Origin of the sequence: Niabella drilacis (assembly GCF_900101395.1) — a bacterium.
Classification (GTDB): domain Bacteria; phylum Bacteroidota; class Bacteroidia; order Chitinophagales; family Chitinophagaceae; genus Niabella; species Niabella drilacis.
Genome location: NZ_FMZO01000001.1, coordinates 413,376 through 438,379 on the forward strand (window position 1 = coordinate 413,376; position 25,004 = coordinate 438,379).

Sequence of the window (25,004 nt, forward strand, 5' to 3'; positions counted from 1 at the left end):
CGTTCCAGTATCCTGACTCCTGCTGGTTTATAACAGCAAACGGGGCTAAATGGTTGCATAAAAAAATCCCCTCCGGGTGTGGAAGGGATTTGCAGCTCTTATAGCAAAGCGTTATTTTTTTGCACTGTCGGGTGCAGTACTGTCTGCTGCCTTTGCAGGCGTATTACCTGTAGGCAAAAGTTCCTGAACCGGCGCTTTTTCACCCTTCTTCAAGGGATCATAATGTGTTTCGATCGCTTCGGCAACGGCATCCGTAATATCGTTAAGCGGTTCTTCAAGACCGGCAAATCCCTGATAGTATTCGGGCTTTTCTGCCTTCAGATAGTTATAGTATTTCCGCTGCTCTGCTACATCTTTCTTAACCGCAGTGATCACTTTGCGGGCCATGTCCAGTTTGCCGGCCTTATAATAGGCTTCTGCATACATTAAACCCGTCTGGTTATGCTGGTTAAACCTGCTCGTCATGGCATAGGGCAAATTTTCAGGAAGGATACCGGCTTCTACTTTGTTCAGGAGTTTGATCGCTTCATCCTTTTTTCCTGCATCGGCAAGATTTCCTGCTGCTTCAGCGAAGATACTCCGGATATTAAGCAGGTATTGCCGGTTCACTTCATCAAAATAAACGCCTTTTTTATTGGCTCCGCCAAACTCAAATTTGGTCAGCAGGTTTTTGGCCATTACATCCTGGTTGTTATCCCGTATGGAAGTGCCACCGGCCCGCATCTGGCGGTAAGCCTGGTCTACCACCCAGTTAGCCTGGGGGGCTTTTACCTGGAAGGGTACCAGGCGATAGGTAAGACCATCTTTTCTCAGGTTTTGTCCAAAACCCAGATCTCCGTAAGCCCATGTAAAATAAATGGGACGCTTCCATTGGTTGGATGCGATGATGGCCAGTACCATCAGGTCGTTACGTCCGATGGTGCCCTTTGAGGGAGGAATCTCGAAAGCCCACTGATCCGTGACACTGTCTGTTGGATTGGCGGTTCCGTTCTTATGTACCAGGGCCTTGTCTACAGGCACAAAGAATTTGCGCAACGGCAGGGAATTGGCGCCTACATCGCGCCCTGTTTCCGGGTCTGGAACTTTTGCTCCTACTACTTCCCGGATCACGCGGTCCAAAGGAAAGAATGCGTTGGGATCAATATTCTGACCCGGCTGTGGCGCTGCAAAACGCAGGTACTCGCGGTTATGCCCTTCTATCTGTTCGGGAGTCAGGATTACATCTACGCTGTCTGCATCATTGATCTTATAACGCAGCTGGTTAATATACCAGTCAATACCCAGCAGGCTGGTGTTGATCACACGGACATCGGGCCGCACATTCTCTACTTCCTGGGCATACCATAAGGGGTAGGTATCATTATCCCCAACTGTAAATACGATGGCATTGGGGGCACAGCTTTCGAGGTAGTCTTTGGCCAGGTCCGGCGCCATTGTTTTTTGACTCCGGTCATGATCATTCCATTCCTGCTGCGCCATGAGACCCGGTACTGCCAGGCAAAGCAAGGCCACAAGTATATTGGCGGGCCTGATATTGGCGCCTCCCGATGAAACAGCTTTTCCTATAAAGGTTACGATATACAGTACGGCGGCATAAAGGATAGCGGCCACCAGGCTGGCAATAATAATAGCGCTGAAGGTGCTGGACATACTGCTGAGCGCGGTGATGAGGAAGGTTCCGGATGCTCCGTATACCAGCAGTTTCTGGAATGCTTCCTTGTCTTCTTTTTCCAGGGCCGAGCGGAGCAGGGCTACTACGGCCAAACCGATCCAAACCGCAAATGCATAGAAGGACCCTACATAGGCATAGTCCCGTTCGCGGGGCTGGTTACCCGGCTGGTTCAGGTACAGCACAATGGCCATACCGGTAAAGAAGAACAGGAGGAAGGTAACCACCCAGTCTTTCCGGTTCTTGAGGAACTGGTACACAAAACCGATGATACCCAAAATAAAGGGCAGCATATAAAAGGCATTGTGGGCTTTATTGTGTTTGATGCTGTCGGGCATCTGGCCTTGATCGCCCAGCCGCGCATTGTCCATTAATGAAATGCCGGAGATCCAGTTTCCATCGCGTTTGTTGCCATATCCCTGCAGGTCGTTTTGCTTGCCGGCAAAATTCCACATAAAATAACGCATGTACATAAAGCTGGTCTGATAGCTCATGAACCAGTTGATATTATCGGCATAGCTGGGAGCTCCGTAAGCCCCCTGGCCCGTGTTGGGGTCCGGTTTGGAGAGACCTAGCCAGTCGGCATAGAAATCCTGGTGCCCCTGCTCGTTACTGGAATCCCATACCCGCACAAACAATTGCTTATCCGAGCTTTTATAACGCACGGTACGGTCCCTGCCAATGGGGATGTATTTATCGTCTCCCTTAACGTATTTCATTTCGCCCATGTCGAAGGGGCTGCCGTTTTCGTCATAGTCTATTTCCGCTGTATAATGCGCACCATAAAGGAGGGGCTGTGTTCCGTATTGCTCACGGCTGAGGTAGTAAACCAGGTTGATAGGGTTGTCTACATTGTTCATGTCAATGGCCGGATTGGCATTGCTTCGGATGATGTTGGTAAAATACATGAAATAGCCCAGCATCATAAAAGCAAAACACCAGAGGAACAGTTTCATGATCTTAAGGGCCGTTGGACGGATAAAATAGCCCAGCGCTGCACCCACAATCAGTAACAGGATGATCTTTACCGCCGCCATGGTACCTCCAAAGGCAAAAGGTAAAAATGCCAGCAGGAAGAAGGCGGCTGTCCACAGGATGATTGCGCTTTTTGATACATTGGACCTGAACCGTACGCCAATGGCAACAAGCAGTGCTATTAAAATGAAGTATACCGTAAACCCGGAGAAGAAGGGCATTCCAAAACTGTTAACGAACAGGATATCGAAAAGACCGGCCGCTTTCATGCTGTACTGGATAATGGCTACCTGTATGATGCCTGTGATGACACAGCCGATAAGGAATGCACCGATGGAGCCTTTAACGCTGGGTGTATACCGCCGGTAGTAATAGATCATTACAATAGCCGGTATGGTCAGCAGGTTCAACAGGTGTACGCCTATGGACAGCCCCATCATAAAGAACAGGAATACGATCCAGCGGTCGCTGCGCAGTCTTGCGGTTTCATCGGCGCCCGCCAGTTCATCCGCATGTTCCCATTTCAGCATGGCCCAAAATACCAGGCCGGTAAAGAAGGATGAAAGTGCATATACCTCACCTTCCACAGCGCTGAACCAGAAAGAGTCGGAAAATGTATAAGCCAGGGCACCAACGGTTCCTGCAGCCATTACAGTAAAGATCTGCTGACCGCTGAGCACTTCACCGGAACGTACAAACATTTTTCTTGCAAAGTGCGTGATGGTCCAGAAAAGAAACAGGATCGTGGCTGCGCTTACCAGGGCGCTCATAAAGTTAACGGCGTTGGCCGCTGTTTGCGGATTATCTCCAAAGAACAGGATAAATAACCGGCCCAGCAAACTGAACATAGGCGCACCGGGAGGGTGAGCCATCTGTAATTTGTAAGCAGTAGCAACAAATTCACCACAATCCCAAAGAGAGCCGCGGGCTTCCCGGGTTAGTGAATAAGTGAGGGTGGCAATGGCAAAAACCACCCAACCGGTCAGGTTGTTTACTTTTTTGAAGTTCATGTTAAAACGCGTCTTTTTTTCAATGATGACAAAAATAGGGATAAACCAATCATTTTGGTTGAATGTCAGTCAGTATTACAGATATTTTATAACCCGGGTAAAGATGGCTGAAACCATTGCTTTTGTGGGCCGGTATCGATGGGGAAATCAGGCCTTAACACTGCCCGATCGCCGGTTTCGGGTGCGGCTGTTTACCGTACATCGCGGAAGGGAAACATAGTACTAAAAGGACGTGGCGGAGCCCTGCCGGTACGGATTGCCATACCAGGTGGTGTTGATCTCCTGTACAAAATCCTCGATCTGGCGATCAAAGGGATCCTTACGGATGTCATAGTCCTGTTTCAGACTGCTTCCGTAGAAGAAGGCCACCGTCTGATACACCCGGGCATTCAGGCCCCCTTTGTATTCTCTGATGATTTCATAACAGTCGGCCCCGGTTTGCCGGTAAATCAGTTTCATTAATACCTTACCCTGGTACACCGAGAGATTGGAAAGCGGGTCGGAGAACTGTTTTTTGAGCTCTTTTTCTTTGGATTTGATGATGGCTTTCCGGGCCTTGTTATCAGAAACCCCCTGTAGCTGGCGGCTGATCTGGTTAATGGTGGAACCGGCAATACGGGCGTAGGGATAGCACACATATACGGCATTGCGCAGGCGGTTCCATTCTTTTTTGGCTTTTTCCAGCTGTGCCGGGGGAAGTTTGGATATCCAGATATTCGGCTCTTCGGAATAGGGCATCATTTTGAAAGAATTATAGTCGGGGCCATACCAGATGGCTGCTACTTTTGTGGAGTCTCTCGGGCCCCAATCCTTCATGATCTCCTGCAGCGTAGGCATAGGAGGCACACGCACCGTGTCCGTTGTTTGCGCAAGTGCAGTAGTCTCAAAAGCAAATAGCGTTAACAGGGACATGGCCAGTATTGCCAGGTATCGATATTGTTTATTCAATACACAAATTTAATATTGGTACGCTGAACTTCGCAAAGTAACCGTAGATGGGGCCGGTTTTGGGTGTTAATATTAATTTAATTTTTTTGGGTTTGATTTTTTCAGAACCTGCAGCCCGTTTATTTTTGGGAAATGGTCTTTAAATTTAATGCGTAAGTTAAATAAATCCTGGTAAGTTCTATATAAAACCTATGAAAACCTTTTCTCTTTTTATGGCCATCGCCTGCTTTCATTTTTCTGCTGCACAGCCGCAAAAACTGCCTGACTATTTTAAAACGGAGGTACCCAGGGGGTGGGTGTGCGATGCGCTGATCACTGGTGATCTGAACAAAGATCAGCAGCCGGATGCCGTGCTGGTAATACGAAACACCAGCGCCGGTAACTTTAAGCTCCACGATGGATTGGGGCAGGATACACTGGATCTGAATCCGCGCCGTTTATTGATCTATTTCAGGGAGGGACGCGGTTATCGGAAGATTTTAAGCACTGATCAGTTTCTGCCTTCCGTAAACAGTGCTGTCAATCCCTGCCTGGCTGATCCCTTTGCTGAAGGGAGCATCGGTATTGAGCGGGGCCTATTAAAAATGGGATTTCATTATTGGCTGAGCTGTGGCAGCTATGAGGTTACGGACTGGGATTATACGTTCCGCTTTCAGCAGGGCAGGTTTGAATTGATCGGGCTGGATGTATCTTCATTGCACAGGGCAAGTGGTGAAATGTCAGCCACCAGTTACAATTTCATGACCGGCAAAAAGCAGGAAATTTCCGGCGGGAACGAGTTTTTTCCCGAAAAGGACCATCCAGGGGAACGCTGGTCTGTTATAAAGAAGCGGCCACTGCTCAATCTGGCTGTAATGACGGACCATACCGTAAAGAACAGGGATTGGTAGGCGTTCATGAACCTTTGAACAGCAATATACAGAGGCTGTGCATATTATTTTGGGGCAGCCAGCTTTCAGCCTTAAACCACAGGCGGCACGCCCGGGTCTTATTTCTTATGCCGGGCCTCCAGTACTTCCAGTACGTCCCCGAGCTGGAATCCTTTGGCCTGTAACAATACCAGATAGTGAAACATCAGGTCAGCGGCTTCTCCCAGGAACAATTCTTTATTATCGTCCTTTGCCTCGATCACAATTTCAACCGCTTCTTCGCCAACTTTCTGGGCGATCTTATTGATGCCCTTGGCAAAAAGGGAGGCCGTATAGGATTTTTCTGTAGGATTGTTTTTCCGGTCGCGGATAACCTGCTCCAAAGCCTGCAGTGAAAAAGTATCATTGGCGGTGCCAAAACAGCTGGCGGTTCCGGTATGGCAGGTAGGCCCCTGGGGGGCGGCCCTGATCAGCAGGGTATCGGCATCACAATCCTCCAGGATCTCTTTTACGAGGAGGAAGTTGTTGGATGTTTCACCCTTGGTCCACAGGCGCTGTTTACTGCGGGAATAGAACGTGACCCGGCCTTCGGCCTTTGTTTTGGCCAGTGCTTCTGCATTCATAAATCCGAGCATCAACACCTGCTGGGTAGCGGCGTCCTGGATGATTACCGGCGCAAGGCCGTCAGCATATTTTGAAAAATTGATCATCTTTTAATGTTTGAAGTTTGAAGTCTGATGTTCAAATCTGCAATATAACAACTTCGAACATCAACGTCAAACATGGAACCCATTACAGCCGAACGGGGATATTGTTTTCTTTTAAGTAATGCTTCAGCGCGCCGATCCCTATTTCCCCGAAATGGAAAATGCTGGCGGCCAGGGCGGCATCTGCGGCGCCTGCTTCAAATACTTCTTTGAAATGAGGCATGGTTCCCGCGCCGCCGGAGGCTATTACGGGTATAGACAGGCTCTCGCTGATCTGCCTGGTAATATCAATGGCAAACCCGTTTTTAGTGCCATCATTTTCCATGGAGGTCAGCAGGATCTCCCCGGCACCCAGGTCTGCTACCGTTTTAGCCCATTCGGTTGCAATAAGGCCGGTGGCATTTCTTCCTCCGTGAGTAACCACTTTCCATACTCCATCGAAGCGCTTTATATCGATCGCTACAACCACACATTGACTGCCAAAGTTCTTTGCCAGATCGCTTACCAGTTGCGGGTTTCTTACAGCTGAAGTGTTTACAGAGATCTTATCGGCACCATGGTCCATTAATACCGAAACATCATCTATCGTATTGATACCGCCCCCAACGGTAAACGGGATATTGATATGTGTGGCAATATTGCGTACCAGTTCCGCCAGGGTCCTGCGTTTATCCACTGTTGCCGTAATATCCAGGAATACCAGTTCATCGGCACCTTCAGTACAATAGCGCATGGCCAGTTCTACCGGGTCCCCGGCATCCCGTAACTGTACAAAATTGGTGCCTTTTACTGTACGCCCGTCTTTAATGTCCAGGCAGGGAATGATTCTTTTTGCGAGCATGATTCTGTTTGAGGTTTGAAGTTTTTTGTTTGAGGTTATTTAGACCGACCAGCAATTTTTTGCCCCTTTACTTCGGATTTGTTCAAATAGGCAATGAAGGGTGCAATTTTTGACGATAAAGTTGTATATCGTTCATTCAACTCCTGATGCACCGGTTCTTCGATATATTTTTGATCTGACGCTGAATAGAGCTGAGATCTGATTGCTCCGGAAGACCCCCTGGCGATGCTCAGGAAGTTAATAAACTCAAGTTTAGAGGAACGTTCAAACCCCTCGGCAATATTATCCATCGCAGATCGTGCGGCAGCCCGGATCTGATCGCGAAATTTGAAAACTTTGAAAAAAGGCTCTTTTTGCGTTAATTCAAAGACCCTTAAGGAGCGCATTCTTGCTATTTGCCCTATTTCCAGGTCCTCAAAACGGGTATTGGTTGCCATAACTTCAAACATTAAACCTCAAACGTGAAACAATAGTATTTCTTTGTTAAGAGGATCTATGAATTGTTGAATATTGTTAATTCTTTCAGACTTATTCGTCCTTCATATATCGCTTTTCCTACAATGGCGCCATAACAGCCAATGGCCTGCAGGTTTTCCAGGTCCTGAAGGCTGCTGACACCGCCGCTGGCGATCAGCTTCAGGTCGGTTACTTCATCGACTATTTTTTTATACAGCTCATCGGAGCTGCCCTGTAAGAGGCCGTCTTTGCTGATATCGGTGCAAAAGAACTGCCGGATGCCTTTGGTGCGGTAATGTTTCAGAAAATTAAAAATATTGATTTCCGTGGCCTCGGTCCATCCTTTGATCATTATTTTTTCGTCCAGCACATCCGCACCCAGGATGAATTTTTCAACGCCAAAGGCGGTCAGCCAATCCTGGAATACCACGGGCTTCTTAACGGCCATACTGCCCACGGCTGCATAAGCTGCTCCTGAGTCAAAAGTGATCTGAACGTCTTTTTCGCTGCTGATGCCGCCGCTGAAGTCGATGACAAGACTGGTTTTTCCTGCGATCACTTCCAATACTTTCCAGTTGGCAACACGGCCGGCCTTCGCTCCATCCAGGTCTACCAGGTGCAGGCGTTTTAAGCCTGCATCTTCAAACTGCCGGGCTACCTCCAGCGGATGCTCATTGTATACTTTTTTCTGTGTGTAGTCGCCTTTGCTTAATCGTACGGCTTTTCCTTCTATAATATCTATTGCAGGGATAATTTCCATTACTACTTTATCTGTTTGATTTGTTTGATCGTGTTGTTTTTTAATAGTGAAGTGAGCTGGCTGATGGCTGTTTGATTCAGTTTTAACAGCCGTTCATGCTGCGGCAACCCCATTTTAATGAATGCCGCGTTCAGACTTTCCAGGTTGGCTAAGACCAGGAGTTGTTCGATCGTTGCCTGATCTCTTATGTTTCCTTTTAATGTTCTGTTTTGTTCTCTCCATTGTTTGGCCGTAATGCCGAATAATGCCACATTTAACACATCGGCTTCATGGGCATAGATAATGGCCGCCTGCTCTTTTGTAATACTTTTCGGGATGATATTTTCTTTAATGGCATCGGTATGAATGCGGTAATTGAGTTTTGAAAGAGTTCTGCTCAGGTCCCAATTTAACGACAGCCGGCTGTTCTCTTCGTTTTTTAGCCGTTTATAATCTTTGATCAGGTAAAGTTTAAATTCAGGAGAAACCCAGGAGGCAAATTCAAAGGCAATATCCGTATGGGCAAAAGTACCACCATAACGCCCCGATTTAGAGATAATACCGATTGCGCCCGTTGCCTCAATCCACTTTTGAGGAGAGAGGGTGAACGCATTATAGCCAGCTTCTTTTTTAAACCTATCGAATTCGATAGGTTTAAAATTTTCGTTGTGCAGCTGTTCCCATAATCCGATGAACTGAATTGTATCTTTTCCCCGCATCCAATTATTGATCACAATAAAGGGCTCATCGCTTTTATACCGGGCAATGTCAGTAAGCGATATATACTCATTTTTAAAGTCTTCTGTATAAATTGAAATTTCATACCCCTGGGCATGAATGGTTTCTTTTATCTGCCTGGTTGCCATCATTTATTTTTTAGTGTTCTTCAATCACTCAAAGTTCTAAAAAATTCTTCAATATCTGTTCTCCGGCTTCCGCGCTCTTTTCGGGGTGGAATTGCACTCCATAAAAATTATCCCGGTGTATGGCGCTGCTGAATTCGGTTGCATAGTTTGTTGTGGCAATCGTAGCGGGGTTCAGCTCCGCATAGTAACTATGCACAAAATAACACCACGCATCTGCGGGTACATTTTTAAATAGCGGGCTTTCTTTTGTATGAATGCGGTTCCAGCCCATTTGCGGGATCTTCAGATCGGGGCTGATAAATTTTTTAACGGCCACATCAAAAATGCCCAAACAGGGCGTGTCGTTCTCTTCGCTATGGGCACACAGCAATTGCATCCCAAGGCAAATGCCCAAAAGAGGTTGCTTTGCTTCCCGGATCAACTGGTCCAGCTTCCGTTCTTTCAGATAACCCATTGCTGTACTGGCTTCACCCACACCGGGGAAGATGAGCTTGTCTGCCGAGCGGATGGCCTCCGGTTCATCCGTAACGATCGCCTTTACCCCGATCCGTTCAAGGGCAAAAAGCACCGATTGAATATTGCCGGCGTTGTATTTTATGATTACGGTATTCATTTTTTGTCTAAGGTTTAAAGTTTGAGGTCCAACGTCAACCATTAAACCTCACACAGGAAACAGTATTATAACAACCCCTTCGTACTGGGCAGCTGATCATTGCCGGGTGTCCTTTTAATGGCCATTTTGATGGCCTTTGCCAGGGCCTTGAAAATGGCTTCTATCTTATGATGTTCGTTTTCGCCTTCGGCCTTAATGTTCAGGTTCATCTTTGACGCATCGCTGAGCGATTTAAAGAAATGATAGAACATCTCTGTGGGCATTTCACCGATCTTCTCCCGTTTAAAGGACGCATCCCATACCAGCCAGGGGCGGCCGCCGAAGTCCAGTGCTACCTGCACCAGCGCATCATCCATGGGCAAACAGAATCCATAGCGTTCGATACCGGCCTTGTTGCCCAATGCCAGGTATAGTGCTTCTCCCAGGGCAATGGCCGTGTCCTCAATGGTATGGTGCTCGTCAATATGCAGGTCTCCTTTGGTAACAATACCCAGGTTCATGCCGCTGTGACGGCCCAGCTGGTGCAGCATATGATCAAAAAAGCCAAGCCCGGTATCAATGGAACATTGACCTGTTCCATCGAGATTGATATTGATCTTTATTTTTGTTTCATTCGTATTGCGCTCGTGCTCCACAACTCTTGATTGCAGCTGTAACAATGCATAAATGTCCTGCCAGTTGGTGGTCTTTAAAGCAATGGTGGATTCAAGCTCTTTTGCAGAATCGGAGATCTCCGCGGCACCCAGCGTTTCATCCTGCACCAGCCAGATGCCTTTACAGCCCAGGTTCCTGGCCAGCTGGATATCGGTGATCCGGTCACCGATGACATAAGATCCGACAAGATCGTATTCCGGGTTGTTGATGTATTTTGTAAGCATCCCGGTGCCCGGCTTACGGGTGGGCGCGTTTTCCTCCGGGTAGGTTTTGTCAATAAAAACTTCACTGAAATGAATGCCGTCGGCTTCAAGATTGCGCATGACAAGATTCTGGGTAGGCCAAAAGGTTTCTTCAGGAAACGTTTCGGTACCCAGCCCGTCCTGGTTGGTTACCATTACCAGCTCGTAGCCCATTTCCTTTGCGATCTTTCCCAGCCAGGTGAACATACCGGGATAAAAGGTCACTTTATCAATGGAGTCCAGCTGATAGGTGGGAGGCGCTTCGTAAATCAATGTTCCATCCCTGTCGATAAACAATACTTTTTTCATTTTTTCAGGCAGTGTATGCTTTTAGAGTATCAATTAAAATACGGTTTTCGTTTTCTGTACCAACGGTAATGCGCAAACAATCTTCACATCCGGGTACACTGCTGCGGTTCCGGACAATGATCCCCTTTTGCTGCAGGTACTTAAAGATGTTGTTGGCGTCTGTCATTTTTACCAGCAGGAAGTTGGCGTCCGACGGATACACTTTTTGCGTGTAAGGTAGCTGGTTTAATTCATTTTCCAGCCAGTTGCGTTGTTCAATGCAGTCCCGGATCCAGGCGTTTACCTGTTCAATATTTTGCAATCCCTGTAAGGCAAGTTCCTGTGTGGCGATATTAATATTGTAGGGGTATTTTACATTGTTCATCAGCTGGATGATCTCTTTTCCCGCAAATGCCAGCCCGAGGCGTAATGCTGCCAGGCCCCATGCTTTTGAAAGGGTTTGTAAGACTACCAGGTTGGGATGATCTGCCAGCTGGAGCGACAAGGTTTTTTGCCTGGCATAATTGATATAAGCCTCGTCTACTACTACAATGCCATCAAAATTATTCAGGATTACTTCAATATCCTGGCGGTTGATGCTGTTACCGCTGGGGTTGTTGGGCGAACAGATGAAAATGATTTTTGTATACTCATCAACGGCGTCGGCAATGGCCTGTATATCCATCTGGAAACCGGCATTCAGCGGTACTTCTTTTACCTTTATATTATTAATAGCGGCGGCCACGCCGTACATACCATAGGTGGGGGGCAGGGTAATGATATTATCAAAACCCGGCTCACAAAAAATACGGATCAGTACATCGATGGCTTCGTCGCTGCCGTTCCCGGTAAAAATGTTTTCTACCGGAAGCCCTTTGATGGCGCTGATGCGTTGTTTGAGCTTTGTTTGTACGGGGTCCGGGTAACGGTTGAGCTGCTCCTGCAGTTCATTGATAGTAAGGGCTACCGGTGACCCAATGGCATTTTCGTTGGCATCTAACATCACGCTGGCATCGCCGCTGAACTCATGCCGGGCAGTGGAGTAGGGCGCAAGGTTCTTAATGTTTTCCCGGACCAGGTATTCTAAATTAAACTCCATATTATCTTTTTGTTACAGGTTGCTCAATCTTACTTTAACGGCATTGCTGTGCGCCTGTAAACCTTCGGCCTCGGCCATAGTGGTTACGGTGGCTGCAATGTTTTTTAGCCCCCTTGCCGTGAGCTGCTGGAAAGTGATTTTTTTATAGAAACTGTCAAGTGAAACACCGCTGTAGGCTGCGGCATACCCATTGGTAGGCAAGGTGTGGTTGGTGCCACTGGCATAGTCACCGGCGCTTTCCGGCGAATGGTTGCCGATAAACACCGACCCTGCTGCCGTTATGTTTTTTAACAACCCGCTTCCTGTTTTGCAGGCCAGTATCAGGTGCTCGGGAGCATAAAAGTTGGATAATTCAACGGCTTCTTTAAGGCTTTTTACCACTACGATACGCGAATGTTCCAGGGCTTTTGCGGCAATATCCTTCCGGGGCAGGGTTTTGAGCTGCGTCGTAACAGCCTTTTCGATTTTTGTTACCATGCCTGTTTGTGTGGTAATACAGATCACCTGCGAGTCGGGGCCATGCTCTGCCTGGGCCAGCAGGTCGGCTGCCACAAAACGGGGATCTGCAGTTCCATCGGCAATCACCAGCACTTCGGATGGTCCGGCGGGCATATCAATGGCCACCCGGTTCTGCACCAGCTGTTTGGCCATGGTCACATATTGATTGCCGGGCCCAAAGATCTTAAAAACTGCCGGGATGCTCTGTGTGCCATAAGCCATTGCTGCAATCGCCTGTGCGCCCCCGGTTTTAAATATTTTTTGAATGCCGCATAATGAGGCTGCATATAAAACGGCGGGATGCACCTGCTGCTCTTTGTTGCAGGGGGTGCACAATATTACTTCCTTACATCCTGCAAGGCGGGCGGGCAGGCCCAGCATCAACACCGTGGAAAACAGTGGTGCGGATCCTCCGGGAATGTACAGACCTACTTTTTCAATGGGGCGGCTCTCGCGCCAGCAGGTAATACCGCTCATCGGGGCGATCTTTTTTGCCGCTTCTTTTTGAGAGCGGTGAAAGGCTTCTATGTTCTTTTTTGCTTGCTTTAAAGCGGCTTTCAGTGGCGGAGGAACCTGTCCGGAGGCCTCTTTTATTTCGGTTGCGGTTACCGCGATGGAGCTGAGTTCCACACCGTCAAACTTTTTACTAAGATCCCGCAGTGCCATATCTCCGTTCGTTTGAACTGAAGACAGGATCTCCGTTACCGCAGGGATGAGTTGCTGGTTGTTCTGGAGCGGACGGGCACAGATCTCCGGCCAAAGTTCTGAAGAAGGATATTTGTAGAATTTCAATTTGCTTAATGTTTAAGGTTTAAGGTTCAGACTTTAAACGCTGAACCTTGAACAAGTAAAACTATTCGATCATCTTTTCAATAGGGATGATCAGGATCCCTTCGGCGCCGGCGGCTTTGAGGTTCTCGATCACATTCCAGAAATCGGCCTCGCTGATCACCGAGTGTACAGAGCTCCAGTCTTTTTTAGCCAGGGGTACGATGGTAGGACTGCTGATGCCCGGGAGATAAGCGCAGATCTTTTCAATGCTCTTATTGGGAGCATTCAGCATAACGTATTTGTTATATTTTGCTTTTCTTACCGAGCGGATACGGAACAGCAGCTTTTCCAGCAGCTTTTTGCGGGCAGGACTGAGTTTTTTGCCGGAAATAAGTACGGCTTCCGATTTCAGGATAGTTTCAAATTCGGACAGCTCATTGCTGAACAGGGTACTGCCGGAGCTCACCAGGTCGCAGATCGCGTCGGCCAGCCCGATACGGGGTGCGATCTCCACCGATCCGCTGATCACATGGATATCGGCCTTTATTTTGTTTTGTTTAAGCCATTTGTTGAGTATAAAAGGGTAGCTGGTGGCGATCTTCATACCGTCCAAGTCTTTTACGGTTAATTTTTTCCGGGTCTTTGGCAGGGCAATGGAAAGCCGGCATTTGCCATATCCCAGGCGCTCTACGATTTCTGCCGCCTTGTTTTTTTCAAGGACTACATTCTCCCCCACAAAACCGATGTCGGCCACTCCATCCTGCACATATTCAGGAATATCGTCATCTCTCAGAAAGAGAATCTCCGCGTCAAAATTCTCCGCATTGATCTTTAACTGGTTGTTACCATTGGGTACGCCGATGCCGCACTCTTTAAGTAGTTTTAATGAGTCTTCGCTCAGTCTTCCGGACTTTTGAACCGCGATTCTTAATTTTTCCTGCATAGCTTTATTTTTTAAATAAAAAAGGCTTACAAAATTTGTAAGCCTTTTTCTATAATTTGGATACATATCACCACCGGGCCTACACGGGTAAGTCTGTTACATGATGATGGGTATGTACTAATATTTTCATTGCGGTGCAAATATATACGAAATTTATGATTTCCCACTTTTTTAGTAGAAAAATTTGAGGGGAGAAATTCAGCTGCAGCAGAAAATGCCCTATCTTTAAATTTTTAAAAAGGATACATGTTACAACTTACCAAGCCCCTTGCTTTTATTGACCTGGAGACCACGGGAGTGAACCTGGGTTCCGACCGCATTGTTGAAATTGCCATTGTGAAGATCCTTCCGGATGGTACCCGTAATGTAAAACGGAAGCTGATCAACCCGGAAATGCCCATTCCTAAAGCGAATTCAGAGATACACGGCATCACCGACGACATGGTGAAGGATGCGCCTACTTTTGCCCAGGTGGCCCAGGAACTGAAACAGGTGCTGGATGGCTGCGATCTTGCCGGCTATAACTCTAACAGGTTCGATGTTCCGCTGCTGGTTGAGGAATTTTTGAGGGTGGGCGTTGATTTTGACATGCGGGGACGCAAATTAGTGGATGTACAAAACATCTTTCACAAAATGGAACAGCGGACACTGTCCGCTGCCTACCGGTTTTATTGCGAGAAAGTCCTGGAAGATGCACACTCAGCGGAAGCAGATGCCTCTGCGACCCATGAAGTGCTGCTGGCCCAGATCACCCGTTACCCCGAGCTGGGCACAACGGTAGAATCAATCAATAAAGCGATCGGGGAAGAACCCATCGTGGATTTTGCCCGCCGGTTTGTTATGGACAATGGTGTGGAAGTGTTTAATTTCGGAAAATACAAGGGTAAATCGGTTGCGGATATATTAAAAGCGGAGCCGCAATATTACGACTGGATGATGAAGGGCGATTTTCCGCAGCATACCAAGCAAAAGCTGACCGAGATTTTTACGCGGACCAAACTTAGAAAAAATTAAGCGCAGACGGTTATCGTCTGAATATCACCCCGAGTAGAATGCGTGCATACAGTGGATAAAGTTGTCATCATACCCACCTATAATGAAAAGGAGAATGTTGCCAGGATCATAAAGGCCGTTATGGACCTGGAAGGTGATTTTCATGTACTGATTGTAGATGATGGATCTCCGGACGGGACCGCGGATATTGTGAGGATGTTACAGGAACAATACAACGGCCGGTTGTTTCTTGAGGAACGAAAAGGAAAGCTTGGATTGGGGACTGCATACATACATGGATTTAGATGGAGCCTGAATAAGGGATATCAATTTGTATTTGAGATGGATGCTGATTTCTCACATAACCCCAATGATCTGATCCGGCTGCACCAGGCATGCGTGGAGGGGGCCGATCTGGCTATCGGGAGCCGCTATGTGAAGGGAGGCGGTATTGTGAACTGGCCTGCCGACCGGGTGTTTATTTCAAAAGGTGGATCGTTGTATACGCGGATCATTACCTGGATGCCGGTAAAAGATCCTACGGCAGGGTTTATGTGCTATACCGCAAAAGTGCTCCGGGCCATTAATTTTGATAATATCAGCTTCGTAGGGTATGCTTTCCAGATCGAAATGAAATATGCTGCCTGGAAACTGGGATTTAAGATAAAGGAAGTGCCGATCATTTTCCAGGACCGTACCGAGGGACAGTCGAAAATGAGTAAAGGCATTCTTAAGGAAGGTATTTTAGGAGTCCTGAACCTGCGGTGGCAAAGCCTGTTTAAAAATTACCGGAACAGGGTTTCAAATAGTTGAAAGTATTAATGTTATAGCTTTTATGTATAGTAAAAATGAGGCCGCTCTGATAAAAAAAGAATTCTGGACCTCATTGGGCACCTACCTGAAGCCGGTACTCAGTGCCAATGGGCAAAAAGTAAACTGGGTCAATTATAAAACAGGTATCAAGGGGATCTACTTCAGAACAGATGTTACAAAAAGAGAGGCAAGTGTTGCGGTGGAACTGACGCACCCGGGCGAAGAAAAACGGACAGCTGCGTTTGACAAGCTGGTATCGCTAAAAGCTGTTTTTTCGGAAATGGCGGGCGGGGACTGGCTGTGGCAAAGAGCGGTTTACGACGAAGAGGGACGCCCGGTATCAAAGATCCTGATCCGGAAGGAGCCGGTCAATATTTTTAATAGGAACGACTGGCCGGTGATCATATCGTTTTTTAAGCAGCATCTGATCGCATTGGATGCATTCTGGTCAATAGCGAAAGCGTATTTTGAGGATTGAAATAACAGTGGCCGGCTCTTGTAAAGCGGGATAAACGGCTTCAGCGGTATTGGGCATCACTGCGGTTTTCAACCGGATTTTATAAACGGAAGCAAATGAAAAGAATAACGATCGGCTTGCTGGCCTCCTTTATTTTACACATGATGGTTAACGCCCAGCAGGAAATACCCCTTTACACTAAGGTGCCCAATAGCAAGCCCGCCGAAAACCTGGAAAAAGCGGTGACCGGGACCGACGGTATCACCCGGATCAGCAATGTATCGGTTCCCACAATAACAGTGTACCGGCCGGTAAATGCAAAGCGCAATAGTCCTGCCGTTATTATTTGTCCCGGGGGCGGGTATACGATCCTTGCTGCAAGCCATGAGGGCGCAGATGTTGCAGCGGCGTTAAATGAGTGGGGGGTAACAGCGTTTGTGCTGAAATACCGCCTGCCCGACGACCGCATCATGGAGGACAAATCGATCGGCCCTTTACAGGATGCGGAACGGGCTGTACAATGGGTGCGCGAACACGCAAAAGAGTACCAGGTAGACCCCCGCAAAGTCGGTATCATGGGCTTTTCTGCAGGGGGGCATCTTGCTGCTACACTTTCCACGCATTATGAAGAGCGCCTGGTAGACAATCCTGAAAAGATTTCATTAAGGCCCGACTTTTCTGTGCTGGTGTACCCTGTGATCAGTTTCACCGATAGCCTGACGCACCGGGGTAGCCGTGACCGGCTGCTCGGCGCTGCTCCTTCTGCTGCGCTTATCCAACGGTATTCCAATGAACTTCTGGTAAATAAAAAAACACCACCCGCATTTTTGGTACATGCGAAGGACGATAAGGCCGTTCCCTGGCAGAACAGTCAGCATTATTATGAAGCCCTGCGGGCTCATAAGGTACCAGCCCGGGTTTTTTATTATGAGAAGGGGGGACATGGATTTGGCATGAACAATAAGACTTCGGATCTTAAATGGATGACCGCGCTTAAAGACTGGATGAACGTGCAGCATCTCCTTTAATGAAACTGCCGGAACCCGGACGAAGGGAATACACCAAAGACGGTTGGGCAAATTGTTGTACCTTAGAAGGGACAGTTTCGCTGTCTCATACAAGTATTAAACTCCGGTATTATGAAATATCCTGTAAAGATACGATCGATCGTACACGTAACTCATGATGTGCTGGGCATAAGAGTTGACAAGCCGGAAGGGTGGGCTTATACGCCCGGGCAGGCAACAGAAGTGTTTATTGACAAGGAAGGGTGGAAAGAGGAAGGGCGCCCGTTTACCTTTACCTCGCTGCCCGATGATGCGTACCTGGAGTTCACTATAAAGACGTACCCGGAGCGCAAAGGCGTAACAGCACAATTGCGTCAGCTGAAGGAGGGCGATACATTGCTGCTGAATGATATTTTTGGTGAGATTGCCTATAAAGGGGAAGGGCTGTTTATTGCAGGAGGAGCGGGCATTACACCCTTTATCGCTATCCTCCGGCAGCTGAGCCAGGAAGGCCGTCTTGGTAATAACCGGCTGTTGTTCGCTAATAAGCGGAGAGAAGATATCATTCATGAAGAGGAATTACGCCGGTTGCTCGGCGCCCGTTTTGTGAATATACTTTCCGGTGAAATGGTTCCGGGGTATGAGCAGGGGTATATTTCGGAAACGGTCTTGAAAGCATTGATTTCTGATAGGGGCGACTATGTATATTTATGTGGTCCACCTCCCATGATGGATGCCGTAGAACAGGTATTGACGGATCTTCAGATAGATCCGGCCCGGGTAGTGAAAGAGGGCTTTTAGGGGCGGAATAATGATGGCGTATGGCCTGGAATATAATATCTTTATAATTGACAACAGTATGCGGAATGTTATTCTCGCGGGGATGCTTTTGGGATTTACAGCGTTAAATGCCCAGCAAACGGAAGCCCCTTTGTTTGATTCTGTGGGTATCGTTGCAAAAGATGCAGCGCTGGTAAAAGTGAGTGCTCAGTTCTCCTTTACGGAGGGGCCGGTGGCTGACAAATCGGGGGCTGTTTACTTTACAGACCAACCCAATAATAAGATATGGCGCTTTAACCCGGACGGAACATTGACCGAATTTATGGCGGCTTCAGGTCGTGCTAACGGGCTCGATATAGACGCCCGCGGAAATATTGTTGCCTGCGCAGATGAGCACAATGAGATCTGGTCCATCGCCCCGTCAGGTGCCGTAACCGTTCTCCTAACAGATGTTGGAGGTAAAAAGCTTAACGGGCCCAATGACCTCTGGATGGATAAAAAGGGCGGGATTTATTTTACAGATCCGTATTACCAGCGGAACTATTGGACGCGCACGACCCAGGAGATCAGCGGACAAAAGGTATACTACCTTCCACGGGGCGCCCGCCAGCCCATAGTGGTTACTGATGAGCTGGCAAAGCCCAACGGGATTGTAGGCTCGGGAAACGGCCGGCTCCTGTATGTAGCCGATATAAAAGACAACAAAACCTATCGCTTCTTCATTAATAAGGATGGCTCGCTGTCCGGGAAAACCCTGTTTGTGCCCCGTGGGGCAGATGGTATTACACTGGATGAAAGAGGAAATCTTTATCTCAGCGGAAACGGGATCACGGTGTTTGATCCGAAGGGCAGGGAGATCGCGCATATTCCTGTTCCTGAAAAATGGACAGCCAATGTTTGCTTTGGCGGAAAGAACCGGGACCTGCTTTTTATGACTGCCGGAACCAGTATTTACACCCTGCAGATGCGGGTAAAAGGAGTAAAGAAGTTTTAACCGCCGGGCAGCTGCGAAGATAGGGCTGTAGATCAGACCCGGTACGCCATATAGCCGGATGAGCATCCCGGTTGGCAGGTTCTTTCAGCGGGTTCCCTTTTTTAACTATTCCCGGGGTTTAAACTACTCACTTTTTCCGCACGATCAGCAGCCAGTTATTGGCCAGTGGCAGGTATCCGTAATCATAACAAAATATATACGTCTGTGCTTTTTTTGTGCGATACTGGTGGGTCATATAATTGAACTGGAACCCGAGCGCCAGCAACTTATTGCGATGGACGGTTGCGGTCCGTTCTGTCGGTTTAACCCGGTCCTGAAGGATTTTCCGGTTTCTCCGGAGTGCGGTATTGACATCCCGGATCAGTTTCTCAGGCCCGCTTTTCATCGAATTGTTGTAATGATTCCTGCAAAAATCATCACAAAATTTTTTATCCGCCCTGCCTTTTACCGGCTTTTGGCAAGAAAGACACAGTTTCTCTGGAGCATTGGTGTTTGGCATATCTCATTGTTTTCTAAATACAATATACAAAATTATTCTAATATAAGTGTTTATAAACGCTTATAAACGTTTATTTACGTAAGTAAACGTTTATAAACCGGGTATCGGTTATAAAAGAGTGCAACTTTGGACTGTTGATCCGATAGCGCTGTTGGCTCAACGGTAAATAACAATGATCATCGCCGCAAGGCCCAAAAACCAAGAGTATGTACACAATGAAAAACAAAGTCCAACTGATCGGTCATTTAGGAAATGCACCCGAAGTAAAAGCGACTACAAGCGGAAAAAAAATGGCCCGCTTTAGCGTAGCCACCAATGAGAGTTACAAAAACACAAAGGGGGAAAAGGTTACCGAAACCCAATGGCACACCCTGGTCGCCTGGGGAAAGCTGGCAGATGTTGCCGGAAAGTACCTGGAAAAGGGCCGGGAGGTAGTGGTGGAAGGCAAGCTGGTCAACCGCCAGTACGAGGATAAAAATGGCCAGAAAAAGTACGTTACAGAAATCCAGGTGCAGGAACTGCTCATGCTCTCCGGTGGGCACCGGAGTGTTATAGAATAACCTTCACCGGAAAAACGCCGTTGCTAATCATCAGGGTTGCCCTCTTTACCGGCAGCCCTTTTTGGGATCTGTACGGGTGCCGCGGGCGCCGCTTTTGTAGAGGCTGCGGGCAAACGCATCTGATTTCGGAATGGGGCAGCTCCGGGGGAGTAGCTTGTTGAGAGCAAATGTGTCGTTTTGATCAGCCGGACTCCGGAGGAGCCCCTTGTTTGTTTGGCCCGGGAAATTTTACGCGGCTCCCACAGGGGCCGGGATTCCCTTTTTAACACCCTGCTATAAACACGGTGTGCTTAGGGCCTGAAAATTATTCCCGGGTCTCTCTTTTCCGTTCATTTGAACGTGTTTGCCCTGATAGAGCCCGTTGCTTAGCCTGTTCCCGGATTGATTTATCTTTGAATTGCCTGATGGACTCATTCTTCACATTTAAACCAACGATCATGAAAAAAAAATGTTCTGCGCTGCACTGTTCGGTATGATCATTTTCGGAGCCTGCAAAACGTACAAGCAATCCCGGTCTGTGAGTGAAACCACTACTCCCGCTAACACCGGCAGTATTACTGGCAAAAAATGGAAGCTGATCGAACTGGCAGGAAAGCCTGTATCTGATAAGGTCAATGATAAAGAGCCGTTCGTACTGTTGCAGGAAAGTGATCATCGGTTTTCTGCATCGGGCGGTTGCAATGGCCTGGGCGGAAGCTTTGAATTAAAGGGTAACGGCCGGATCAGCTTTAGGCCAGGCCCGTCCACGATGATGGCCTGTGAAAATATGGAAATTGAGCAGGGGTTGAGGAAAGCGCTTGAATCGGCAGATAGCTACACCCTTAAAGGAAATGAACTTTCACTCAACAAAGCAAGGATGGCTCCCCTGGCACACTTTCGCTTTGTTGCGGCGGGGGATACCATATTGAACGGTACCTGGGAACTGGATTATATTTCCGGACCGGGGATCGCTTTTGAAGGGCTGTACAGGGGGAAACGCCCTACGATCACGTTCAACCTGCCACAAACGGCCGCCGCCGGAAACAGCAGCTGCAATAATTACCGGGTCGCGTTTATGATGGATGGCAATTCTATCCGGTTTAAAGATCCTGCAAGCACCAAGATGGCTTGTGAAGGTACCGGGGAAGCTACGTTCTTTAATACATTGAAAACCGTGACGAAATACGATGTTGTCGGCAACACGTTGCACCTGATCATGGGTGATATAGCGGTTATGCGGTTTCAGCGCAAATGAGTTTTGTTGATCTCCTGAACCCCGGGAACAGGGGAGATGAATGTGAAAGATCTGCCTCCTCCAGAAAAGTATATAGGAGCGCGGAGCGATTTATAAATACGCCATTGAAATTTTTCGTGATCTGTGGGCATTTTTTTATCTTAGATAAAACGAATCAATAGGCAAATCATGGACAACACAGCAATGGATACCAATAATAATTCTTTTGGATTTGACATTACCGAAGTGCACAACCTGGTAAAAAACGGCAGAAAGATAGAGGCTGTTAAAAAAGTACATGATGCCACGGGTTGGGGATTAAAAGCGTCAAAAGATTACGTAGATAAGATCGGTGAAGGAATTAGCCTTGCCGGTTCCGGAGCTGTTTTTTATGAATCAGAACAAAAGAAAAAAGGCGATATTGATCTGGAGACCATAAAGGAATTGCTGGGCAGCGGCCGTAAGCTGGAAGCGATAAAGGCCCTTTGTGACCGCTTCGGGTTGCGGTTAAAGGCGGCGCATGATTTTGTGGAACAGCTGGCGCAGGGAATGATTGCCGGCGGGTTGAACAAAGAAAGCCCGCCGCAGGCAGCAGCCGGGCAAGGCAACCCCCTGTTTAAAGCGACCTATGATAAAACAACAGTTAACGGAAAAGAAGTGAAGCCCGGTGACCCGGAATGGGAGCAGGTGACCGGATTCTTCAATAGGCTTCATGATAAGGATATCGATAGTGGTGATGCTCTTACAAAGATGCTGGACGCCTTTTTTCCCGAAGGCTTCAATAAGGGAACTATCAAACACACCACCGGTAGCTACTCTGTAGCGGGGAATAATCCGGCCAAGCAAGCGGTAAAGTCCCACGTGGAGCCGGCACCGGGAGCAGCAGCGGCTGAGCAGAAGCATCCGAAAAAGGATGAGTTCGCCTATGATAAGGGTGCTAAGGGCGGTTCCAATATCGGCCTGTATTTTGTGATCGCATTGATCATTGCGGGGATCGCCATTTATCTGTTCAAGACGGTTCGCTGACGCCGATATGAAACGAAAAATGCGCCAATCCGAAAATTGGCGCTGGATATAAGTGATGATAAAGCCCGGGCTTCATATGAAGTTCCTTGCTACCGCATAAGCGCTATGCTATTGTTATCTCCTGGCCGGGTTTATTCGTCTCCGGATTTTTTTGGAGCGTGATTTTTAATACACCGTCTGTATAGGAGGCACTGATATCATTGGTCAGTACCTTATTACTTAACTGGAAGGACCGTTCAAAAGAATCCGGCTGATATTCCTGGTAAATAAATGGCCCGGGCGCTCCCTGTTCGGGGACTGTATACCCGATGGTCAGCATTTCTTCCTTTACAGAAATCTTGAAGTGTTCTTTTTGAAGCCCTGCCGCATAGAGCGAAATGACAAATGCGGATGCGGTCTCTTCAATATTGGCGGGCCTGGAGTCTCCCATGAACTGGTGCAGCCTATGCATCCAGGGATGCCCTCCGCCAAATTTTTTTCCAAAGAAACATCCTTGTTGTTTGAAACGGGGAGCTGAAAAACCGGGTTGCGCGTGCCCGCCTATGGATTGATTTGTAAACATGATTTTTATTTTTTGTGATTAAGAAAAATTAATTAATAGGGATTATAGCCGGAATGCCCTGGGATGATGCCTGCATAACCGGGTTGATCGTACTGTTGTGGCTCAGACCGCTGAAATGCTGATGTGGACCATGTTCCAGCTGATACCCGGTCATCCATTTTTTGCGCACCCCCGAAAGGATCTTTGCTGCAACGGCTATTATAACCCCTGTTACTATTGCCAGCAGGAGCAGCTTGAACAAGAGAAAGAGTACCAGCGACGCCAGTCCGACTAACAACGTAAGCCCAGCCAGACGGGGAAGAAAGAAGAAGAATTTGTGTTTCATTTTTTTTCAGTTTTATAATTTAAAAAACGGTTGTTTCTATTGAAGACGGCGATGGATTGTTTTTACTTTAGAAAACGAAAAAATATTTTCCCGGACATTCTTATTGATAGCTGTAGTATTGTTTTAAGATGACTTACTTCCGGGAGCAGTGGAAGGGGCAAGGTGGCGTCTGCAAAGCAGTAGCAGACAGCGGATGAAAAATGATATCATAATTGCGCTGAATAGTAGCAGGGGAAATATGTTTTGCAATAGATCTTTGATAAAATGATTGAGCCATATGTTTCAATATGATTTTCCCGGTAGCAGAACGGAGGCTTTAGGCCGTCCTGGTAATCGTAATAATCCTCAATACCGGTATAACGGGGTGCCGCACGGAGCAGCGACCCGGCTGCTGCCGGTGTTGGCCGCACTGCTGCTATCCTCTATCGTCTGCGGGCAACAAAGCAGTGTAGCCGGAGTACGGAAGATCAGGGATATTGTTATTTATGAAGATAGCCTGTTTTTTTCGTCGTTCCCATCGGTCGTAAAAAAGAAAGACGGAACATTGTTCCTGGCATTCAGGCGGGCCCCGGAGCGCAGGGTATTGGGTGAGGCGTATACGAACCATGTAGATCCCAATAGTTATCTCGTTGCCCTTACTTCAAAGAACGGCGTTTCCTGGAGCAGGGAGCCCGCGCTTATTTATGCCAATCCTCTTGGCGGATCGCAGGACCCCTGCTTGCTGCAGCTGGCAGATGGTACGTTGCTGTGCGCCAGTTATGGATGGGCGTTCTTAAAAGAAGAGGCCAAGATGAAATTAAAAAAACCGGTCTTTAACGCCGCCAGTGCAACATTTCTTGGCGGGTATGTGCTGCGCTCTGCGGATGGCGGAAAAAGCTGGCAGGCACCTGTTTATCCTCCGCCGGTTCCGGACGAGCTGAATTACAGCCCTTATGGGAACAGGATCCCTGCCTACAACAGGGGGGCAATGTATGAAGGGAAAGGCGGCCGGATCTTTTGGGTAGTGACGGCCTCGGATCGGCTGCCCAATAATAAGAAGACCTCAAATTATCTGTATATATCAGACGACAAGGGCCGCTCGTGGCGGTTACAGGGCGTTGTTGCAAAAGATGAAAGCATTTCCTTTAATGAGACCTCGGTATATGAAACGCCGCGGGGAGAGATCGTAGCCTTTTTGCGCACGGCCGGGCTGGACGACGAGGCTTGCATTGCCCGGTCATCCGATGGCGGGAAAACATTCCGATGGGAAAAAATGGGGTTTAAAGGCCATCCCTTTCATGCCCTGAGGCTTCCCGACAACCGGGTATTGATTACCTATGGTTACCGGCACAAACCTTATGGCGTAAGGGCGCGGATACTGAATGCCGATTGTTCTGATTACAAAACGGCACCGGAGATCGTTTTGAGAACGGACGGTGGCAGTACGGACCTGGGATATCCGTGGTCCGTGCAGCTCGATAAAAAACGAGTCCTGGTCGTATACTACTATAATACCCAGAACGGGCCGCGTCATATTGCAGGCAGTATTATGGAGATCGTCCCTCAAAGGAAAACGCCCTGATCGCCGGCCGCTCTTTGCTGCCGGGC

Annotated in this window: 26 protein-coding genes; 11 read left to right on the forward strand and 15 right to left on the reverse strand. The window is 47.9% G+C overall.

Annotated elements, in window-relative coordinates:
• Nucleotides 1–111 precede the first annotated feature (111 nt).
• On the reverse strand, nt 112–3,654 hold the full coding sequence (locus BLS44_RS01870) for a protein O-mannosyl-transferase family (protein ID WP_090388311.1): 3,543 nt from the start codon (nt 3,652–3,654) through the stop codon (nt 112–114).
• Between the two features lie 222 nt (nt 3,655–3,876).
• Nucleotides 3,877–4,602 carry a DUF4294 domain-containing protein gene (locus BLS44_RS01880; protein WP_245729067.1) on the reverse strand — a complete coding sequence of 242 codons (726 nt, stop codon included), beginning with the start codon at nt 4,600–4,602 and terminating at the stop codon, nt 3,877–3,879.
• A gap of 191 nt (nt 4,603–4,793) precedes the next feature.
• On the opposite strand from BLS44_RS01880, the gene BLS44_RS01885 reads away from it, so the two are divergent.
• Nucleotides 4,794–5,492 carry a hypothetical protein gene (locus BLS44_RS01885; RefSeq protein WP_143019631.1) on the forward strand — a complete coding sequence of 233 codons (699 nt, stop codon included), beginning with the start codon at nt 4,794–4,796 and terminating at the stop codon, nt 5,490–5,492.
• A gap of 98 nt (nt 5,493–5,590) precedes the next feature.
• Here the strand turns inward: BLS44_RS01885 and hisIE are convergent, their stop codons facing one another.
• The 10 genes from hisIE to hisG all read right to left on the reverse strand — a co-directional run bounded on the left by hisIE (nt 5,591) and on the right by hisG (nt 14,188).
• Nucleotides 5,591–6,181 (reverse strand): bifunctional phosphoribosyl-AMP cyclohydrolase/phosphoribosyl-ATP diphosphatase HisIE, encoded by a 591-nt coding sequence (gene hisIE, locus BLS44_RS01890; protein WP_090388314.1) that lies wholly within the window; start codon nt 6,179–6,181, stop codon nt 5,591–5,593.
• An 82-nt stretch (nt 6,182–6,263) separates the two neighbouring features.
• Nucleotides 6,264–7,019 (reverse strand): imidazole glycerol phosphate synthase subunit HisF, encoded by a 756-nt coding sequence (gene hisF / locus BLS44_RS01895; RefSeq protein WP_090388315.1) that lies wholly within the window; start codon nt 7,017–7,019, stop codon nt 6,264–6,266.
• A gap of 35 nt (nt 7,020–7,054) precedes the next feature.
• Nucleotides 7,055–7,456: a four helix bundle protein gene (locus BLS44_RS01900; protein WP_090388611.1), complete on the reverse strand. Its 402-nt coding sequence runs from the start codon at nt 7,454–7,456 to the stop codon at nt 7,055–7,057.
• Nucleotides 7,457–7,512: 56 nt separating this feature from the next.
• A complete protein-coding gene (gene hisA, locus BLS44_RS01905; RefSeq protein WP_090388316.1) occupies nt 7,513–8,235 on the reverse strand; it encodes a 1-(5-phosphoribosyl)-5-[(5-phosphoribosylamino)methylideneamino]imidazole-4-carboxamide isomerase in 723 nt (240 codons plus the stop codon).
• A 2-nt stretch (nt 8,236–8,237) separates the two neighbouring features.
• Nucleotides 8,238–9,083: a KilA-N domain-containing protein gene (locus BLS44_RS01910; protein ID WP_090388317.1), complete on the reverse strand. Its 846-nt coding sequence runs from the start codon at nt 9,081–9,083 to the stop codon at nt 8,238–8,240.
• Between the two features lie 25 nt (nt 9,084–9,108).
• Nucleotides 9,109–9,693, reverse strand: a complete 585-nt coding sequence (hisH, locus tag BLS44_RS01915) for an imidazole glycerol phosphate synthase subunit HisH (protein ID WP_090388318.1) — start codon at nt 9,691–9,693, stop codon at nt 9,109–9,111.
• A gap of 65 nt (nt 9,694–9,758) precedes the next feature.
• Complete coding sequence (gene hisB, locus BLS44_RS01920) at nt 9,759–10,898, reverse strand: bifunctional histidinol-phosphatase/imidazoleglycerol-phosphate dehydratase HisB (RefSeq protein WP_090388319.1); 1,140 nt, start codon at nt 10,896–10,898, stop codon at nt 9,759–9,761.
• Nucleotides 10,899–10,902: 4 nt separating this feature from the next.
• Nucleotides 10,903–11,976: a histidinol-phosphate transaminase gene (hisC, locus tag BLS44_RS01925; protein ID WP_090388320.1), complete on the reverse strand. Its 1,074-nt coding sequence runs from the start codon at nt 11,974–11,976 to the stop codon at nt 10,903–10,905.
• A gap of 12 nt (nt 11,977–11,988) precedes the next feature.
• Nucleotides 11,989–13,266: a histidinol dehydrogenase gene (hisD, locus tag BLS44_RS01930; protein WP_090388321.1), complete on the reverse strand. Its 1,278-nt coding sequence runs from the start codon at nt 13,264–13,266 to the stop codon at nt 11,989–11,991.
• A 61-nt stretch (nt 13,267–13,327) separates the two neighbouring features.
• Complete coding sequence (gene hisG / locus BLS44_RS01935; protein ID WP_090388612.1) at nt 13,328–14,188, reverse strand: ATP phosphoribosyltransferase; 861 nt, start codon at nt 14,186–14,188, stop codon at nt 13,328–13,330.
• A gap of 246 nt (nt 14,189–14,434) precedes the next feature.
• Between hisG and BLS44_RS01940 the strand changes: the two genes are divergently transcribed.
• The 6 genes from BLS44_RS01940 to BLS44_RS01965 all read left to right on the forward strand — a co-directional run bounded on the left by BLS44_RS01940 (nt 14,435) and on the right by BLS44_RS01965 (nt 19,232).
• On the forward strand, nt 14,435–15,202 hold the full coding sequence (locus BLS44_RS01940) for a 3'-5' exonuclease (RefSeq protein WP_090388322.1): 768 nt from the start codon (nt 14,435–14,437) through the stop codon (nt 15,200–15,202).
• A gap of 51 nt (nt 15,203–15,253) precedes the next feature.
• The gene (locus BLS44_RS01945) at nt 15,254–15,994 is read left to right on the forward strand and encodes a polyprenol monophosphomannose synthase (RefSeq protein ID WP_090388613.1); all 741 of its coding nucleotides are present in this window, start codon (nt 15,254–15,256) and stop codon (nt 15,992–15,994) included.
• A gap of 22 nt (nt 15,995–16,016) precedes the next feature.
• Complete coding sequence (locus BLS44_RS01950; RefSeq protein WP_090388323.1) at nt 16,017–16,472, forward strand: DUF4268 domain-containing protein; 456 nt, start codon at nt 16,017–16,019, stop codon at nt 16,470–16,472.
• 95 nt (nt 16,473–16,567) lie between these two features.
• Nucleotides 16,568–17,479, forward strand: a complete 912-nt coding sequence (locus tag BLS44_RS01955) for an alpha/beta hydrolase (protein WP_090388324.1) — start codon at nt 16,568–16,570, stop codon at nt 17,477–17,479.
• A 111-nt stretch (nt 17,480–17,590) separates the two neighbouring features.
• Entirely contained in the window at nt 17,591–18,259 is a 669-nt protein-coding gene (locus tag BLS44_RS01960) for a ferredoxin reductase domain-containing protein (RefSeq protein WP_090388325.1), read from the forward strand.
• A gap of 58 nt (nt 18,260–18,317) precedes the next feature.
• On the forward strand, nt 18,318–19,232 hold the full coding sequence (locus tag BLS44_RS01965; RefSeq protein WP_090388614.1) for an SMP-30/gluconolactonase/LRE family protein: 915 nt from the start codon (nt 18,318–18,320) through the stop codon (nt 19,230–19,232).
• Nucleotides 19,233–19,359: 127 nt separating this feature from the next.
• Here BLS44_RS01965 and BLS44_RS01970 read toward each other — a convergent pair whose 3' ends face one another.
• Nucleotides 19,360–19,617, reverse strand: a complete 258-nt coding sequence (locus BLS44_RS01970) for a hypothetical protein (protein ID WP_245729068.1) — start codon at nt 19,615–19,617, stop codon at nt 19,360–19,362.
• A gap of 320 nt (nt 19,618–19,937) precedes the next feature.
• Between BLS44_RS01970 and BLS44_RS01975 the strand changes: the two genes are divergently transcribed.
• The 3 genes from BLS44_RS01975 (at nt 19,938) to BLS44_RS01990 (ending at nt 22,530) form a co-directional block, all read left to right on the forward strand.
• Nucleotides 19,938–20,291, forward strand: coding sequence for a single-stranded DNA-binding protein (locus BLS44_RS01975; protein ID WP_090388327.1), 354 nt, complete (start codon nt 19,938–19,940; stop codon nt 20,289–20,291).
• Nucleotides 20,292–20,739: 448 nt separating this feature from the next.
• Nucleotides 20,740–21,525, forward strand: a complete 786-nt coding sequence (locus tag BLS44_RS01985; protein WP_090388329.1) for an META domain-containing protein — start codon at nt 20,740–20,742, stop codon at nt 21,523–21,525.
• 168 nt (nt 21,526–21,693) lie between these two features.
• On the forward strand, nt 21,694–22,530 hold the full coding sequence (locus BLS44_RS01990; protein ID WP_090388330.1) for a hypothetical protein: 837 nt from the start codon (nt 21,694–21,696) through the stop codon (nt 22,528–22,530).
• 103 nt (nt 22,531–22,633) lie between these two features.
• On the opposite strand, the gene BLS44_RS01995 is transcribed toward BLS44_RS01990, so the two are convergent.
• Together BLS44_RS01995 and BLS44_RS02000 are read right to left on the reverse strand one after the other, a co-directional pair.
• A complete protein-coding gene (locus BLS44_RS01995; RefSeq protein ID WP_090388331.1) occupies nt 22,634–23,092 on the reverse strand; it encodes an Hsp20/alpha crystallin family protein in 459 nt (152 codons plus the stop codon).
• A gap of 28 nt (nt 23,093–23,120) precedes the next feature.
• Nucleotides 23,121–23,417, reverse strand: a complete 297-nt coding sequence (locus tag BLS44_RS02000) for a hypothetical protein (protein WP_090388332.1) — start codon at nt 23,415–23,417, stop codon at nt 23,121–23,123.
• Nucleotides 23,418–23,694: 277 nt separating this feature from the next.
• Here BLS44_RS02000 and BLS44_RS02005 point away from each other — a divergent pair, with 277 nt between their 5' ends.
• Nucleotides 23,695–24,978 (forward strand): sialidase family protein, encoded by a 1,284-nt coding sequence (locus BLS44_RS02005; RefSeq protein ID WP_090388333.1) that lies wholly within the window; start codon nt 23,695–23,697, stop codon nt 24,976–24,978.
• Nucleotides 24,979–25,004 lie beyond the last annotated feature (26 nt).